13 protein-coding genes are annotated in these 17,579 nt (G+C 61.0%); 10 read left to right on the forward strand and 3 right to left on the reverse strand.

What is annotated here, in order from left to right; genetic code table 11:
- The first annotated feature begins 5 nt into the window (after window positions 1-5).
- Complete coding sequence (locus VGU61_RS16750) at window positions 6-1,979, forward strand: adenylate/guanylate cyclase domain-containing protein (RefSeq protein ID WP_326860346.1); 1,974 nt, start codon at window positions 6-8, stop codon at window positions 1,977-1,979.
- Between the two features lie 15 nt (window positions 1,980-1,994).
- Here VGU61_RS16750 and VGU61_RS16755 read toward each other — a convergent pair whose 3' ends face one another.
- The gene (locus VGU61_RS16755) at window positions 1,995-3,674 is read right to left on the reverse strand and encodes a leucine-rich repeat domain-containing protein (protein ID WP_326860347.1); all 1,680 of its coding nucleotides are present in this window, start codon (window positions 3,672-3,674) and stop codon (window positions 1,995-1,997) included.
- Window positions 3,675-3,925: 251 nt separating this feature from the next.
- On the opposite strand from VGU61_RS16755, the gene VGU61_RS16760 reads away from it, so the two are divergent.
- The 4 genes from VGU61_RS16760 to VGU61_RS16775 all read left to right on the forward strand — a co-directional run bounded on the left by VGU61_RS16760 (window position 3,926) and on the right by VGU61_RS16775 (window position 10,635).
- Window positions 3,926-6,166: a DEAD/DEAH box helicase gene (locus VGU61_RS16760; RefSeq protein WP_326860348.1), complete on the forward strand. Its 2,241-nt coding sequence runs from the start codon at window positions 3,926-3,928 to the stop codon at window positions 6,164-6,166.
- A 240-nt stretch (window positions 6,167-6,406) separates the two neighbouring features.
- A complete protein-coding gene (locus VGU61_RS16765) occupies window positions 6,407-7,222 on the forward strand; it encodes an alpha/beta fold hydrolase (RefSeq protein ID WP_414691649.1) in 816 nt (271 codons plus the stop codon).
- 5 nt (window positions 7,223-7,227) lie between these two features.
- Window positions 7,228-9,258, forward strand: a complete 2,031-nt coding sequence (locus VGU61_RS16770; protein WP_326860349.1) for a PAS domain S-box protein — start codon at window positions 7,228-7,230, stop codon at window positions 9,256-9,258.
- Window positions 9,259-9,402: 144 nt separating this feature from the next.
- Window positions 9,403-10,635 (forward strand): MFS transporter, encoded by a 1,233-nt coding sequence (locus VGU61_RS16775; protein WP_326860350.1) that lies wholly within the window; start codon window positions 9,403-9,405, stop codon window positions 10,633-10,635.
- A 26-nt stretch (window positions 10,636-10,661) separates the two neighbouring features.
- Here the strand turns inward: VGU61_RS16775 and VGU61_RS16780 are convergent, their stop codons facing one another.
- The gene (locus VGU61_RS16780; protein WP_326860351.1) at window positions 10,662-11,351 is read right to left on the reverse strand and encodes a PhaM family polyhydroxyalkanoate granule multifunctional regulatory protein; all 690 of its coding nucleotides are present in this window, start codon (window positions 11,349-11,351) and stop codon (window positions 10,662-10,664) included.
- Between the two features lie 163 nt (window positions 11,352-11,514).
- Between VGU61_RS16780 and VGU61_RS16785 the strand changes: the two genes are divergently transcribed.
- The 4 genes from VGU61_RS16785 to VGU61_RS16800 all read left to right on the forward strand — a co-directional run bounded on the left by VGU61_RS16785 (window position 11,515) and on the right by VGU61_RS16800 (window position 16,178).
- Window positions 11,515-12,627 (forward strand): DUF3108 domain-containing protein, encoded by a 1,113-nt coding sequence (locus VGU61_RS16785; protein WP_326860352.1) that lies wholly within the window; start codon window positions 11,515-11,517, stop codon window positions 12,625-12,627.
- A gap of 23 nt (window positions 12,628-12,650) precedes the next feature.
- Entirely contained in the window at window positions 12,651-13,379 is a 729-nt protein-coding gene (locus VGU61_RS16790; protein ID WP_326860353.1) for a DUF3108 domain-containing protein, read from the forward strand.
- Between the two features lie 89 nt (window positions 13,380-13,468).
- Window positions 13,469-14,170, forward strand: a complete 702-nt coding sequence (gene queC, locus VGU61_RS16795; protein WP_326860354.1) for a 7-cyano-7-deazaguanine synthase QueC — start codon at window positions 13,469-13,471, stop codon at window positions 14,168-14,170.
- Window positions 14,171-14,300: 130 nt separating this feature from the next.
- Window positions 14,301-16,178 (forward strand): potassium transporter Kup, encoded by a 1,878-nt coding sequence (locus VGU61_RS16800; protein ID WP_326860355.1) that lies wholly within the window; start codon window positions 14,301-14,303, stop codon window positions 16,176-16,178.
- A gap of 10 nt (window positions 16,179-16,188) precedes the next feature.
- Here the strand turns inward: VGU61_RS16800 and VGU61_RS16805 are convergent, their stop codons facing one another.
- Complete coding sequence (locus tag VGU61_RS16805; RefSeq protein WP_326860356.1) at window positions 16,189-16,968, reverse strand: DUF72 domain-containing protein; 780 nt, start codon at window positions 16,966-16,968, stop codon at window positions 16,189-16,191.
- A gap of 228 nt (window positions 16,969-17,196) precedes the next feature.
- Here VGU61_RS16805 and VGU61_RS16810 point away from each other — a divergent pair, with 228 nt between their 5' ends.
- Window positions 17,197-17,526, forward strand: coding sequence for a hypothetical protein (locus VGU61_RS16810; RefSeq protein ID WP_326860357.1), 330 nt, complete (start codon window positions 17,197-17,199; stop codon window positions 17,524-17,526).
- The last annotated feature ends 53 nt before the right edge of the window (window positions 17,527-17,579 follow it).

The following is a 17,579-nucleotide window of genomic DNA, read 5'->3' on the forward strand; positions in this document are numbered from 1 at the left end:
GCCGCATGAAGAAGCACGGTCTTCAGTTCGCCGCCGGGCTGCTTGCCGTGCTGCTGGTCTGGGCCCTGTCGCTCGGCCGCCCCTGGCACGCGATGGAGTTCAAGACCTTCGACTTCTATACCTCGCTCACCGCGCCGCGCGTCGCGCCGGTGCCGGTCGTCATCCTCGCGATCGACGAGCCGACATTCCAGGAACTGCAGACGCAGTGGCCTTTCCCGCGGCGTTTTCATGCAAGAGTGATCGAACGGGTGCTCGCCGACGGCGCGGCGGCGATCGGTTTCGACGTCGTGTTCGCTGAACCATCGAACAGGAAAGACGACGAGGCGCTGGCGAATGCGATCGCCGGGTCCGGCAAGGTGGTGCTCGCCGCATCGAGGGAAATGGTCGAGAGCGGCAATGCGACCATATGGACCGATGTGCGGCCGATACAGCCGCTCCTCGACGCCGGGGCGATCGCCGGATTTGCAGGCGTCGTGCCGGATGACGATTTCGTTGTGCGCTGGCATGAGTGGCGCGACGACGGCTTTGCATCCCGCCTCGCGGCGCTCGGCGCCCTGCATGCGGGACGCCTGCTTCCCCCGAACGCCGGCACGGCGCGCATGATCGAATACGCGGGTCCGCGCGGCACCTTTGATACCCTTTCCTACTACCAGGCGCTGGTACCGGGTCTGCTCCCGCCCGGCTTTTTCAAGGACAAGATCGTGCTGGTCGGCCGCTCGGTGCGCACGGCGAGCGAGCTGCGGAACTCGCAGGTCGATATGTTCAATTCGCCCTTCGCGGTCATCGACGCCGGTGACCGGCTCTTCCCCGGTGTCGAGGTGCAGGCGAACCTGTTGAGCAACCAGATCACCGGCGGCGGATTGCAGCCGGTTCCCGATGGACCGGTGATTGTCATCACCCTGCTGCTGGTGCTCCTGCTGCTGTACAGCGTCTCGAATGCGCATCCCGCCACGACGGCCGCGCTCGCATTGGCAATGATCGCATCGGTGATCGTGGTGTCCCTGCTGCTGTTCGTCCATGAGAAGCGCTGGCTGCCGCCCCTGTTCCCGGTTGCCGCGATCATCGCTGCCTATGGCATTTCCGGCCTGATGAGCTATGCGCTGGCGCGCAGGCGCGCGATGCAGATCAGGACGATGTTCTCGCAATACGTGCCGTCGCAGGTGGTAGCGAAACTGGTCGAACAGCCGGAGATGCTGCGGCTTGGCGGCGAGGTGCGCGAAGTGACCCTGATGTTCACCGATCTGGCGAACTTCACCACGATGTCCGAGCAGCTGAGCGCGGAACAGACCGTCGAAGTCCTGACCGAGTATTTCAACGCCATGACGCCGATCATCCATCGCGACGGCGGCACGGTGGACAAATTCATCGGCGACGCCATCATGGCTTTTTGGGGTGCGCCGCTGGCCGACGACGCCCATGCACAGCATGCGGTCGACGCGGCGGTCGATATGCTGGCCGCAATGGACGATTTGATGCAGCGCCTGCGCGCCCGTGGCCTGCCCGAGATCGCGATGCGCATCGGCATTCATACCGGCAAGGTGGTGGTCGGCAATGTCGGATCGGAATCGCGCTTTTCCTATACGGCCATCGGCGACGCGGTCAACCTCGCGGCACGCCTGGAAGGCGCGAACAAGGCCTTTGGCTCGTCCATCCTGATTTCCGAAGAGACGGTGTCCCGCCTGTCCGACCGTCACCGCCTGCGCCATCTGGATGTCGTCATCGTCAAGGGCAAGACAGAACCGGTCGGCGTGTTCACGCCGTGCGAGGATGCCGCCCTGTGTGAATTGAGTGCGCGGGCGCTGGAAGCTTTCCGTTCGAGGCGGTGGAAAGAAAGCGTCAGCGCCTTCGAGCAGATACTCGCACGCAAGCCCGGCGACGCCGCTGCCACACGCCTGCTGGAACGTGTTGCCGTAGCGGCCGCCCACGCGGACACGCTGGGTGCGCAATGGAACGGCGCGATATCGCTGGACAAGTTCTGAGGGCGGCGCCGCGCTTCACCGACGCGGCATGATCTGCGCGCTCGTGCTGGCCGATGCCACCCCGCCCGCCGCCTCGGCTGCGATGCCCCTGAAGTCGTCCCATGATCCGAAGATATGATCATTCAGGTAGGACTGCCACTGCTCCGGCATGATGGAAGAATGCTGCTCCATCGCTTTCGCAAAGGCCGCGCGAAAGGCCTCCCGTTCATTCGTTTCAGCCTGCAACGCCGGCTTTACTTCGTTGTAGATGCGCGTCGCCTCCGGCAGCAGCACGTCGCTCAGTTCGGCATTCGACAGCATGGGCGCGGAGATGACGATCTCCGGATGCGCCTGCGCATAGTCCGACAGCGGCATGCCAACCAGCTGGAACACTTCTTCGATCATCCGCGTATCGCACCACCGGTTCGCTTCGCCCAGGCGTTGCATCAGTTGCGTGATGCCGTTGGCCTGCGCTTGCGGCCGATCCGCCTCGGGCGTGTCGTCCCATTGCTTTTCCATTGCCAGATATACGTAGGACAGCACATGACCGGCGGATCGCTGAAAATCATTGTAAAAATCCTGCCGGGTGCCCAGGCCGCTGGCGAACATGCGGTCGGCCGTTTTCCTTGCTTTTTCCAGCGCCGGCGGCTCTGCCCCATGTTGCGAGAGGGCTTGCGCCAGCCGTTGCCCGATCTGGCGCATTTCGGCACGCTGTGCCTCGACATCGCCTGCCAAATGCTGCGGAAGCTGGGTCGCAAGCTTGGCCAGGCGGCGGGCGATATTCGCGGTCAACCCGGGCATGTGCACGCTCATGTCGGCGTCGGCAGCCGCCCGCAGGGCATTCTCCAGGTCAGCCTCCTGTGGCAGGCCAGGCAGAAGGAAGGTCGGGGCGTCCAGCCCTTGGCGGCGCCGGGTTTGCACTGCATCGTGAATGCGGCGAATCTCATCCGGCGGCAGCGGATTATTTCTGAGAAATATTTCCGTGTCGCTCGACAAGTCCAGCAACATGTCCGGAACCGTGGTGAACCGGTTATTGGAGAGATCGAGACGATTTAGATGGCGCAGATTGCGGATGCTGTCCGGCAACGCGCTGATTTGATTATGGCTCAGGTCAAGCGTTTTCAACGCCTTCAATCCACCCAACTCTGCAGACAACACGCTGATCTGATTATCGCGTAGATAAAGCGCTTTCAACGCATTAAATCCACCCAATACCGCAGGGAACACGCTGATCTGATTGGCGCTCAGGTCAAGCGAGGTCAACGCCTTTAATTCACTAACCTCCGCAGGCAACTCGCTGATCTTATTATTGCTTAGATAAAGCGCTTTCAACTCCTCCAATCCACCCAACGCCGCAGGCAACACGCTGATCTGATTAGCGCTCAGGTCAAGCGAGGTCAACTCCTTCAATTCACCCAACGCCGCAGGCAACTCGCTGATCTGGTTGTGGCCTAATCTGAGCCTTGTCAGTTTCGTCATTTCAAACAACTCGGCGGGCAGCTCTTTAAGCTGCTTGCCGACTAGATCAAGATAGTCCGGGATCCTGTTAGCCCAGTCAGGACGTCGCGTGTTCATATACTGACGGGCCGAGCCGGCCTTGCTTGACCCCACCTGTTCAGAATGATCGGCACCGGTTGCCTGATTCTGTTGGCGCGGCCGGGTATCGTCCGCCATGGGCTGGAAACCGGAGAACTGGTTATTTCTGATCGGTTGCATGACTCGGCCTTTTGAGTATGGGGTGCATCGCAGGGCTGCCTGCCATCGATGGCAATGACTGTCGGCAGATTGCCAATCAGCATGAGTAGTCCTTGGGGACAAAAAGTTCCGACGGCCAATTTCAGGCAGCCAGATCGATACGCCCGGCGCGTCGGCGGGACCGAACGTCTTCGTTGGTCTCGCGACAAACAAGGTAAACTTCGCTCCACAGTTTTCGCAATTCGCGAAAAGGACACTCCTGCGAGCAATCCATGCCTGAACCATCCTTCCCCTTGTTTTCCGAGCTGGGCCTGAGCGAACCGCTGTTGCGGGTGCTCAACGAACTCGGCTATGAATCGCCGTCGCCGATCCAGGCAGCCACCATTCCGATCCTGATGGGCAACCGCGACGTGCTTGGGCAGGCGCAGACCGGTACAGGCAAGACCGCAGCCTTTGCGCTACCGGTTCTTGGCCGCATCGATATCCGGCAAAGCACACCGCAAGCCCTGGTACTGGCGCCGACGCGCGAACTCGCTATCCAGGTGGCGGAAGCGTTTCAGCGTTATGCGACTTACATTCCCGGCTTTCATGTGCTGCCGATCTACGGCGGCCAGAGTTACGGCCCGCAATTGAGCGCGCTGCGGCGCGGCGTGCATGTCATCGTCGGCACGCCGGGCCGCGTGATCGACCACCTGGAAAAGGGTTCGCTCGATCTGTCGAAAATCAAAACGCTGGTGCTCGATGAAGCCGATGAAATGCTGCGCATGGGTTTCATCGACGATGTCGAAACCATCCTGCAAAAAACGCCGGCATCGCGCCAGACCGCGCTGTTCTCCGCGACCATGCCGTCCGCGATCAAGCGTATCGCCCAGACGTATCTGCGCAATCCCGCCGAAGTCACCATCGCCGCCAAGACGGGCACCGCCGACAACATCCGCCAGCGCTATTGGGTGGTCAGCGGCATGCACAAGCTTGATGCGCTGACCCGCATCCTGGAAGCCGAATCCTTCGACGGCATGATCATCTTCGCCCGCACCAAGCTGGGCACCGAGGAACTGGCAGGCAAGTTGCAGGCGCGCGGGTTTTCCGCCGCGGCCATCAACGGCGACATCGTGCAGCAGCAGCGCGAGCGCACCATCCAGCAGCTGAAGGACGGCAAGATCGATATCCTGGTCGCCACCGATGTGGCGGCACGCGGCCTCGACGTGGAGCGCATCAGCCATGTGATCAACTACGACGTGCCGCACGATCCGGAAAGCTATACGCACCGCATCGGCCGCACCGGGCGTGCAGGCCGCAGCGGCGAAGCGATCCTGTTCATCTCGCCGCGCGAAAAAAATCTGCTCAAGGCCATCGAGCGGGCCACCCGCCAGCCGATATCGATGCTGGAATTGCCCACCATCCAGGCGGTCAACGACGTGCGGATCGCGAAGTTCAAGGATCAGATCAGCGATGCCCTCACCTCCGGCGGCCTGGATGTGTTCCAGTCGCTGATCGAGGACTATGAGCGCGAACACAATGTTCCTGCCGTCGAGATCGCCGCCGCCCTGGCCAAGCTTGCACGCGGCGATGTGCCGCTGCTGCTGGAGAAGAATAAGCGCGAACCGCAGGCCGAACGCTCCTGGTCGGATGACCGGCCGGCACCGGCCGGCCGGGCTGAACGGGCCGAGCGCCCGGCTGCCTCCCGCAAGGAACGCGTGACGCGCCAGCCGGATGCCGGGATGCAGACCTTCCGTATCGAGGTCGGCCATGTCCATGGCGTCAAGCCGGGCAATGTCGTCGGCGCCATCGCGAATGAAGCGGGACTGGATTCCAAGTACATCGGCCGGATCGAGATCTATGATGACTACAGCACCGTCGACCTCCCGGACAGCATGCCGGACGAACTTCTCCATCAGCTCAAGTCGGTGTGGGTGGCCGGGCGGCAACTGCATATCACCCGCGATGGCGACCCTTCGATGACCGAAGAAAAACGGCCGTCCGGCAAGGCGCATGCAGCACATGGCCGGACCGGTGACGACGGCGCCAGCCATGGGGAAAAGGTCGCACGCAAGGACAAGGCGGACCGGAAGGCGGATGTGGGCATGCAACCCTACCGCATCGAAGTCGGCCATGCGCATGGCGTCAAGCCCGCCAACATCGTGGGCGCGATCGCCAATGAGGCGGGACTCGACGCCAAACATATCGGCCGCATCGAAATCTTTGATGATTACAGTCTGCTTGACCTGCCTGAAGGCATGCCGAAGGAAGTATTCGATCAGCTGCAAACAGTCGTCGTTGCCGGACAGCAGTTACGCCTCTCAAGCGCCGGCGGCCGGGCATCGGCGGATCGAAAATCCACCGGGGACAACGCCCCGTTTTCGACGCCGAAGAAAGGTGGCGACCGGAGGGTGAGCGAGAAGAACTTCAAAGATAAATCAGCACCCAAAACCAATCGCGATTTCGGCGGCCGGGGTAAGGATGCTGCAAAGCCCACCCCTAAAGCGCAAAGGAAGGGCGGAAAATTTTCCTGAATAGAATCGGATGGATACAATCAGGAAACCATTTCGATGCCGGCGTTTCTGCTTTCATGCGCATACCGGAGTTGCTGGCCCGGGTTCGGTCACGACGGAAGAGCAATGGGTACTTAGATACGGAACTTAGATTCGACTTGCATTTCTGATCTTAACCTCCGGTTGCATCTTCTGAACGGCCGGTCATCCACCGTGATGGCGACGACTCTATTAATCCAATTCAATCACGCAGGATAATCCATGGCTGATGGTGCACAGATGGCGGTATTCAAGAGAAACAACGTGAAAGTGTCAGGCAAGGGTACGCAGACCATGCTGTTCGCACACGGCTTCGGCTGCGATCACAACATGTGGCGGTATGTCGCTCCGGCTTTCGAGAATGAATACCGGGTCGTTGTATTCGACAATGTCGGCGCAGGCGGGTCCGACCTGTCGCAATTCGATCCGGCAAAATACGATACCTTGCACGGTTATGCGCGCGACATCATCGAGATACTGCGCGCGACGGAAAGCACCGGCGCGATCTTCGTCGGCCATTCCGTGAGTGCCATGATCGGCGTGCTGGCCGCCATCGAAGCGCCGGAACTGTTCGACAAGCTGGTGCTCGTCGGACCTTCCGCCAGCTATATCAATGATGGCGACTATATCGGCGGCTTCGAGCGAAGCGATATTGATCAGATGCTCGAATTCCTCGATACCAATTACCTCGGCTGGTCGAACGCCATGGCCCCGGCCATCATGGGCAATCCCGGCCAGCCTGCGCTGGCGGGCGAACTTGAAAACAGCTTCTGCCGGACCGACCCGGTGATCGCCGGGCATTTCGCCCGCACGACGTTTCTGTCCGACCTGCGGGACGAGCTGCCCAAACTGCAGGTGCCGTCCCTGATCATGCAATGCTCCGACGATGTCATCGCACCGGAGGCGGTGGGACGTCATATGCATGCGCAACTGCGGAACAGCAGTTTCGTGCAGTTGAAGGCCACCGGGCATTGTCCCAACCTGAGCGCCCCGGAAGAAACCATCGCCGAAATCAAGAAATATCTTCAGCAGCAATGACGCTCATGCCGGTTCCTGGAAAAAATCCGTCGCCTGCCAGCCCCTTCGAAGAAGACATCAACGAACTTTACGAGGAGGCGCCATGCGGATATTTGTCGACGGCTCCTGACGGCACGATCATCAAGGTCAATGCGACGTTCCTGGAATGGACCGGATACAGCCGCGACGCGCTGCTGGGTAAAAGACGTTTTCAGGAACTGCTGCCGGTGGCCGGCAGGGTTTTCTACGACACGCATTTCGGTCCGTTGCTGCTCATGCAGGGCTTCGTCAAGGAACTGGCATTCGAGCTGCTGAGTGCCAACGGGCAGCGTATTCCCATACTGCTCAATTCCAAGCTCAAGCGCGACAGCGCCGGCACCCCTCTGCTGATCAGAACCACCCTTCTGGATGCCCGCGGCAGGCGCAGCTATGAAGAGGAATTGCGCCTGGCGAAGAAGAAGGCCGAGGATGCGGAACTGGCGTTCAAGCGCCTGAATGAAATCCTGGAGGTGCGCATCACCGAGCGCACCCTTGAACGCGACCGGATCTGGCGCACCTCGCAGGACATCCTGGCGGTCGCGTCGGTGCAGGGTTATTTTCTATCCTGCAATCCGGCATTCACGAACATCATGGGCTGGACCGAGCAGGACATGCAGGCGATGCCTTTCACAGCGCTCGCCCATCCGGAGCACGCATATGAGATGGCGCAGGTCATGGCGCAACTGGCGGCCGGGCAACCGGTCAGCCGTTATGACGTCCGCAGCCGGCACAAGGATGGCACCTACCGCTGGCTATCCTGGACCGCAACCCCTGAGGCGCAATTGCTCTACCTGGTCGGACGCGACGTGACGAACGAGCGATTGCAGATGGAAGCATTGCGGCAGACCGAAGAAGCACTGCGGCAGGCACAAAAGATGGAGGCCATCGGGCAACTTACCGGCGGTATCGCGCACGACTTCAACAACCTGCTGGCAGGCATCATGGGCAATCTCGACCTGATGCGTCTGCGCATCGGCCTCGGACAGACGGCGCACCTGGAACAGAATCTGGACGCCGCGATGTCATCGACAAAACGCGCCGCCGCATTGACCCATCGTCTCCTCGCCTTCGCCCGGCGGCAGACGCTCGTTCCCAAGCCGGTGGATGTGACCCTGCTGGTGCAATCGATGCTCGACATGATCAGGCGCACCGTCGGCCCGAACATCGACGTCGAGGCAAACGTCGACCAGGCGCTGTGGTGGACATTGTGCGACCGGCATCAGCTCGAGAACGCCCTGCTGAATCTGTCCATCAATGCCCGCGACGCCATGCCGGATGGCGGCCGCATCACCATCCGGACCAGGAATATGCCGATGCGGGAAGCAGAAGCCGTTCTCGGCTCGCATGTGCAGGCGGGCGACTACGTGCTGCTTAGCGTGACGGACACCGGTTCCGGCATGACGCCCGAGGTGCTCGAACATGCGTTCGAACCGTTCTTCACCACCAAACCTTTCGGCGAAGGCACCGGACTCGGGTTATCGATGATTCACGGCTTCATGAAACAGTCGGGCGGATACGTCACCATCGATTCCCGGATTGGCGTCGGAACGACCATCAAGCTTTACCTGCCGAGGCATGCGGCCGGCGAGACGGTGGCACCCGGCAGCATGGCGCCGGCTTTGCCTCAAGCGAAGGATAAGCGGATGACCATCCTGGTGGTCGACGATGAACCCGCGCTTCGCGACATGCTCACCGACATGCTGGAACATCTCGATTACGCTTCCCTTGCGGCGGCGGACGGACAGGAGGGCATGACGATGATCGAGGCCACGCCGCAGATCGACCTGCTCGTCACCGATATCGGCCTGCCGGGCGGCATGAATGGCCGCCAGCTTGCGAATGCGGCGCGTCGATCCCGCCCCGACCTCAAGGTGTTGTTCATCACCGGCTACGCCGAGCAATCGGTGATCGGCAAGGAAGCGCTTCCCCCGGGCATGGAAGTATTGGTGAAGCCATTCGCCATGGAAACGTTTTTCAACACGATCAACCGCATCATGGGCGACATGAACAAGCCATAGCAATTTCCCGATAACCGCAGATCATCGCCGCGACACGCGGGCGACATGCCGGTTGCGCGAAGGCGTCCCCATTCCGCAGTGCCGGGAAATAAATCGGCATCACTGCTAAGCTGCCTGTCTTGCCACGCACCTCATACCATTCTTTTGAACACGCCAGCCCCTGCCTGTCCTGCAAGAAATGAACGCCTGATCCTGCTGATCCTCGCCGGCATTCAGTTCACCCACATCCTCGACTTCATGATCATGATGCCGCTCGGCCCGCAGCTGATCCGCGTGCTGGCCATCGACACCAATCAGTTCGGCCTGCTGCTGTCGTCCTATACCTTCACCGCCGCCGCATCGGGATTGCTGGCCGCGACCTACATCGATCGCTTCGACCGCCGCAAGCTGATGCTGACGCTGTACACGCTGTTCATCATCGCCACGCTGTGCTGCGGCCTGGCGCCGAACTTCACCCTGCTGCTGGTGGCGCGTGCGCTGGCCGGCGCATTCGGCGGCATTCTCGGCGCGATGGTGCAGACCATGGTGGCCGACATCATTCCCTTCGAGCGGCGCGGCCAGGCGATGGGTACGGTGATGGCGGCCTTCGCGCTGTCGACGGTTGCCGGCGTACCGCTCGGCCTGCTGCTGGCCAACCATGTTCCGGCGCTCGGCTGGCGTGCGCCCTTCTTCTTCATCGTCGTGCTGGCATGCGTGTTCCTTGTCATCGGCTACCGGCAATTGCCGAGCCTGACTGCGCATCTCGGCCGTCCGCGGCAAGGAAATGTATTCGAGCAGATCTACGCCGTGGCGAAAGAGCCGAATCACGTGAAAGCGTTCTTGTTCGTTGGACTGATGATGATGGCCGGTTTTACCGTCATCCCGTATATCGCGCTCTACATGACGACCAATGTCGGCATGCCGGAAAGCTTCATCACCGTGGTGTACTTGTGCGGCGGCGCTGCGACCTTTTTCACGTCGCGCCTGATCGGCCGGCTGGCGGACAAGTACGGCAAGCTGCAGACCTTCCGCTGGGTGGCATGCGCCTCCTTCGTGCCGGTGCTGGTGACGACGCACCTGGTGCCGGTGCCGTGGTGGGTCGTGCTGATCAATTCGACGGTCTTTTTTATTTTGGTACCGGGCCGCATGGTGCCGGGCATGGCAATGATCACCGGCGCTGCCGCGCCGCAGGTGCGGGGGACGTTCATGAGCCTGTCATCGTCGGTGCAGATGATGGCCTCGGGACTGGCGACGCTGGTGGCGGGATTGATCATCCGGCAAGGCAGCACGGGGCAGGTGCTGCATTACGACCTGGTGGGTTATCTTGCCGTTGCCTGCGGATTGCTGAGCCTGCTGGTTGCCGGCAAGCTGAAGGTGGCGGCAAGCCCGCCACCCTGAAAGCGCTTGCCTGTTTTAAGAGCCGCCTACTTCGCCGGCTTGCGGCGGGTTTTTGCTGCCGCCGGCGCTTCCTCCTCCGGCTTGTCCTTGGGCGGCTCGGCTGCCTTGCCGTTGCCGGCTCCATTGTTCTTTACGGCAGCCGGCTTGTCGGCCGCCGCGGCCGCATTGTTCACTGCCTGCTTGAACTGGTCCTGCAGCATGTTCCACCATGCGGCGGCGTTCACCAGCGGTGCGGTCAGGCTGGCGGCATCGGCCTGGTCTTTTCCGGTGGGCTGCGGCGCGGACGATGCCTTCTGCGCCGCCTTGGCGCCCGATGCCGGCGCATCCGCCCCGGAGCCCTTGTGCTTGCCGTTCGCATGGCCGTTCTGGGCACCCTGCATGGATGCGCTCAGCGCATCGCCCATCGACTGCAGCGTCGCGATGGTGGCAGCCTGCACTTCCAGCGCCTGTATCGTGCCGCGCAACATGTTCATGTTCAGTTCCAGCCACGATTCAACCGCCTTCAGGTCGGAAATCTTCTTGCGGATTTCTTCCACCGACAAGGTCGGCATCACCATTCCCGGCATGCTCATGCCGGGAACATTCATGCTTGAAACATTCATCCCGGGCATGTTCATGCCGGGTATGCCCATGCTGCCCCACAGGTTTTTGACAAAATCAAGCGAGTCGGTCATTGCGCCCATTCCCGGGATGTTCGGCATGTCTGATTTCGGCATAACGCTCTCCTCATAAATAATTTGCAGCGTAGCAGATAACCCGGATTAGCAAAATGGTAAAGCCGCCGGGTTCGGCGCCAAACAAGCAACGATAGCGGCAGATCAAGCTTCTTTGCCGTCGCTGCGGCAACATCGCCGCGGCATCCGTTGCTACACTATGGGCATGGCAACGACGCATTTCTCCGTGGAGCAAGCGCAGGTACGCAGCCGCCGCTCCTGGCGGGCGTTCGTGCTGGTCGTCGCATCGCTGCTGCTGCACCTGATCGTCTTTCGCTGGGCCGATGGACGCATCGGACTGCCTGCATTCGATGCCAAAGAGGCACCGGTCATTACCACCCAGTTGCTCACGCCTCCACCCGCGCCGCTCGCCGCGGCAGCGCCACCGGCTCCCAAGTCCGGACACGCACCGGTGAAACGCCCCAAACCGCCACGCTCAGCCGCCAACCCCGCGCCGGCGGCCGTTACGCCACCGTTGTCGCCGCTGCAGGAGGCAACCACCGCTCCGGCGACAACGGCGGAGCCGCCGGCCGAACTGGCCCAGGCGCTCCCGGAAGAGTCGCCGCCCATTGCCGACATCAAGCTGCCGCTCGAACAGGAACCGCGCTACCCGGTGGCGCCGCTACCCTCGGCGGAACTCGAATACGATGTGGAGGCGCTGGTCAAAGGCGTTACCTACTACGGCAGCGGCATGATCAAATGGCATGCCGCCGGCGATGCATATCAGGTCACGGGAAAGGCAAAGGTGGCATTTTTCACCGTGCTTGACTTCCGGAGTGAAGGAGCGCTGGACGCATTCGGCGTCTCCCCGGTGATCTACGGCGAAAAGCCGCGCAACCGCGCGGAAACCAACACCCATTTCCACCGCGAACGCAACGAAATCACCTTCTCCGCATCGAGCGCATCCTATCCCCGCAAGGGCGGCGAGCAGGATCGCGCCAGCGTGATCTGGCAATTGGCCGCCATTGGCCGGGGCGATCCCGAACGATTCGCGCCCGATTCCGGGATTTCGTTATTCGTTGCCGGTACGCGCAATGCTGAAACCTGGCAGATGCGCATACTTGGCATGGAGGAAATCGATACCGATGCGGGACGATTCAAGGCCTGGCACGTGACCCGCATTCCGCAGCCCGGCTCATACGAACGCAAGCTCGATATCTGGCTGGCGCCCGAGCAGCAATGGTTTCCGGTGAAATTGCGTTATTCGGAAGCAAATGGAGACTATCTAGATATGTCGCTGTCTAATCTGTTGCTCACCAACCCATCCGTCAAAGATTGATGAAATATATTTCTTCGCGTCACATGATTCCCTTGATTGTTGCAGGCCTGTTCATGCATGGCGCCGTGGCGCAGACGACTGCTGCCGGTAACAAGGTCAGCCTGCCGCCGTCGGCGGAACTCCTGTACCACATCAACGCAAAGCAGCGCGGTATCGCCGTCGATGGCGATGCCACGGTACGGTGGATGCATGAAGGAAAGAAATTTGCGGTATCGAGCGAGGTCCGCGCGATGGTGATCGGAAAGATTCTCGAATCCCGCAGCGAAGGGCTGGTCGATACCGATGGCTTGTTGCCGGAAACCTTTACCGAGAAGCGCCTGCGGAAAGAAAAGATCACCACCTCGTTCGATCGTGAAGCCGGCCTGATCCGCTTTTCCAAATCGCAGGACACCCAGCCGATCGTCGGCGGGGAACAGGACCGCACCAGCGCCGTCTGGCAACTGGTCTCGATCGCACGCGGCGCGAATGCCAAGGTCAAACCGGGCACCGAATGGCGTTTCCCGGTTGCCGGCCAGAGCGATGCCGAACCATGGATTTTCAAGGTGGTGACGCAGGAAAAAATTAGTACCCAGGCCGGCGACCTGAATACCGTGCATATTTCCCGCGCCCCGCGGCCCGACTCGCGGGATCAGCAACTCGACATATGGCTTGCGCCGGCGATGGAATGGTATCCGGTGCGCCTGCGCTTCTCCGACGACAACGGGGATTTCATCGACCAGACGCTCAAGAAGATTAATCGAAGCGCTTCCTGACCCGTCGGGAAAGCGCCGCGGCGGCAGGCGCTAAAATGCGGGTTGTGCCCTGCCTTCCGGCAGCGCCGTAATCCTTCTGCCTATCAATCATGACACTCTCCAACAAGGCCCTGGTCCTGTTCAGCGGCGGCCAGGACTCCGCCACCTGCCTGGCCTGGGCACTGAGCCGCTATGCCAGGGTGGAAACCATCGGTTTCGACTACGGCCAGCGCCACGCGATCGAGCTTGCCGTGCGCCCGGCGCTTCTGCAGAAGACGCGCATGCTCTCCGCCGACTGGAACAACCGGCTGGGCGACGATCATCTGATCGACCTGTCGCTGATCGGCAAGATCTCCGATACGGCGCTGACCAGCGACGTCGCCATCGCCATGCAGGAAAACGGCTTGCCGAACACCTTCGTTCCCGGTCGCAATCTGCTGTTCCTGACGGTGGCGGCCACCGTGGCTTGCCGGCGGGGGCTCGACGTGCTGGTGGGCGGCATGTGCGAAACCGACTTCTCCGGCTATCCGGACTGCCGCGACGACACGATCAAGGCCTTGCAGGTGGCGTTGAACCTTGGCATGGCCACCAGGCTGAAGCTCGAAACGCCGCTGATGTGGATCGACAAGGCAGCCACTTGGCGGCTGGCGCAGGAGCTGGGCGGGCAGGCCCTGATCGACCTGATCCGCACCGAATCACACACCTGTTACCTTGGAGAACGGGGCACGCTGCATGACTGGGGCCTTGGTTGCGGCACTTGCCCCGCTTGCGCATTGCGCGCCCGCGGCTACCGGGAGTTTATCGGCGCATGATGCAGGCATGCAGGCGATCCGGCGTCCATGGGATTTTTAGTCGCGCAACGGATTAACCTGGATCGAAATAAAACCATGGCGATGGATTAAGATAGCGCTTTTGCAGCGCAACATAATAAAAAGGTGTCGCTTGGCGTCTCCCTCTTCCAAAAGCAGTTTGGCCACGTTGACCCTGGCCGCCATCGGCATCGTGTACGGCGACATCGGCACCAGCCCGCTGTACACGATGAAGGAAGTGTTCTCCACCGAACACGGCCTGCCGCTGACCGAAGCCAACCTGCTCGGCATCGTGTCCCTGATCCTCTGGGGCCTGGTCACCATCATCTCGCTGAAGTACGTCACGCTGGTGCTGCGCGCGGACAATCGCGGCGAAGGCGGCATCATGGCGCTGACCGCGCTGGCGATGTCGTCCGTTACCCAGCATTCCCGCTTCTACTATCCGGTCATGCTGATGGGGATGGTGGGCGCCGGGCTGTTTTACGGCGACGGCGTCATTACGCCCGCCATCTCGGTGCTGTCGGCGATCGAAGGGCTTGAAGTTGCGACGCCGGCTTTCGCACCCTATGTGGTGCCGCTGACACTGATGGTCCTGCTCGCGCTGTATGCGCTGCAGCACCGGGGTACGGCGGGAATCGGCAAGTGGTTCGGACCGATCGTGCTGGTGTGGTTCATCACGCTGGCGACCATGGGCATCATCAACATCGTGGCCAATCCCGCCATCCTGGCGGCCCTCAACCCGATCCATGCCTTCCGCTTCCTGATGCAGAACGGCTGGCTGGCCTTCTTCGCGCTGGGTGCGGTGGTGCTTGCGTTCACCGGTGCCGAAGCGCTCTATGCGGACATGGGACATTTCGGCAAACGGTCGGTCCGGCTTGCGTGGTTCAGCGTGGTCTTCCCGGCGCTCGGCCTGAATTATCTCGGCCAGGGCGCCCTGCTGCTGTCGACCCCGGCAGCGGTCTCCAATCCGTTCTTCAACCAGCTCGGTCCCTGGAGCATCTATCCCCTGGTGGTGCTGTCGACCATGGCGACGGTGATCGCATCGCAAGCCACCATCTCCGGCGCGTTCTCGGTCACCCAGCAGGCGATCTCCCTCGGCTTCCTGCCGCGCATGCGCGTGGTATATACCTCGGACCGTGAGATCGGCCAGATCTACATACCGCTGGTGAACTGGATACAACTGCTCGTGGTGGTGCTGGCGGTGATCGGCTTCGGCTCCTCGTCCAACCTGGCCTCCGCCTACGGCATTGCCGCCACCGCGACCATGCTGACGACCACCGTGCTGACATTCTTCGTGATCCGCTATCGATGGAAGTTCAACCTCCTGCTGTGCTTCGGTGCGACAGGCTTTTTCTTCATCATCGATGCCGCGCTGTTCTCGGCCACCAGTCTCAAGCTTCTCAGCGGCGGCTGGTTCCCGCTGGTCATCAGCGCGCTCATGGTGACCGTGATGCTGACCTGGAAGAACGGACGTGATCTGGTATTCCGGAATTTGCAGAAACACCTGATTCCGCTGGAGGATTTCCTGCAATCGCTGTTCGTCAGCCCGCCGCACCGGGTCGAAGGCACCGCGATATTTTTCCGCGCCGAAGGCGACGGCGTCCCGCATGCGATGCTGCACAACCTGCTGCACAACAAGGTGCTGCATGAGCGCACCATCTTCCTCACCGTATATTCGACCGACATTCCGACGGTACCGGCGACGGAACGCGTCAAGGTGATTCCGCTCGGCCAGGAGTGCTATCAGGTCAACGTGTATTACGGCTTCAAGGATGAGCGCAATATTCCTCTGGCATTGGAAATGTGCGCCGCCTCCGGACTCGAACTGAACCTGATGGAAACCTCGTTCTTCATCGCGCGTCAGACGGTGATTGCTACCGTGGGCGAAGACATGGCCTTGTGGCGGGAGGCGCTGTACGCGTCGATGGCGCGCAATGCACGCGACGCCGCCGACTATTTCCGCATCCCGCCCAACCGGGTGATCGAAGTCGGTACGCAGATCGAGATATAGCGCCGGGCATTCAGCCGAAGCGCGACAGCAGCGACAGGGCATTCGGCACGGCATGACCCTCAGCGGTGTTATCGAAGATGCACCAGACACGCCGTCCTGATTGCAGCTTCCGTGCGATATCGGCATGCAACTGGTCGAGATACGCATCGGAATACGGCGAATAGTACATGTGCGGTGAACCGTGCAGGCGGATATAGACCATACCCGCACCGGTATCCGGCGGCGGCGCCTCGACGGCCTGCGGATCCGCGATAACGTAAGAGACGTTCCGCGCTTCGAGCATCGATGCCGCGTCGGCGGCAAACCAGGTCGCATGGCGCGGTTCGCACACCACATCGGCCTGCGTGAGCGTATGCAGCAAATCGAAGAAATGCCCGGCAGACGGCGCGTCATATCGCAGGCTGGGCGGCAGCTGCACAAGCAGGCAGCCGAGCTTGTGTTCGAGGTGACCGGCTTCCTCCATGAATCGCCGCAGGTCCGCATCGATCTCCTTCATCCGCAATTCATGCGTGATCCGTTTCGGCACCTTTACTGAAAAGCGAAACGACTCCGGCACGCTATCGCGCCAGCGCACGTAGGTGGCCGGCTTGTGCGGCCGGTAGAACGAGGTATTGATTTCAACTGCCGGCATTACCGCCGCATAGCGCTCCAGGTGGCTGCCTTCCGCCGGAAACTTCTCCCCGGCGGCGCTCGGCACGCTCCATCCCGCGCAGCCGATCAGGAGCTGCGTCGAGGATGCTTCTGAAACAATGGGCGCTTCCTCGGGAAAAAGATCGATGGTCGTTTGCACGGCGGTATCCGGTTTCGTTTTGCAAATTGAATTGCAATTTTGACCTCAATGCCTGCTATCAAAGTTCCGCACCACTTTGGCGCTTCTTTAACATTCCGAAAGGAACTTTACCGAGTTTCGGTTATCGAACGGGGCCTTCGCGCCATAACAAAACGGCATCGGCCTGGCGGCGGAACAGGAAATCAACATCCGACCCGCTCGTCGCACATAACTTACAAGGAGACGCGTATGTATTATCAGACCGACGAGGTGCGGCAACGACTGAAATTCATCGATCGAACCATTCGTCATGCCGCCAATGCCTGCAACAAGGACTCATCGGTACCGCCCGACCTCAAATATTATGTACAGCAACTGAGCGTTCGATCGCGCCAGGCAAAACAGGCTTTGCATTCCGAGAACAGCCATCGCATCCGCCGCAGCGTCGATAGCCTCGCGCAACTGACCGAACACGCGCAGGCTGCGATACACCCGGCCGACGAAGTGAGTTACGCGGTGAAGAGTGCCGTCATCCTGACACATATTGAAGTCTCGGCACTGAAGCACCAGCTCGATTGATCATTTCGCGGCCGCTCCAATACCGCCAAGCACAAAAGAAAAGGCGGGGTTGA

Origin of the sequence: Noviherbaspirillum sp., assembly GCF_035944575.1 — a bacterium.
GTDB lineage: Bacteria > Pseudomonadota > Gammaproteobacteria > Burkholderiales > Burkholderiaceae_D > Noviherbaspirillum.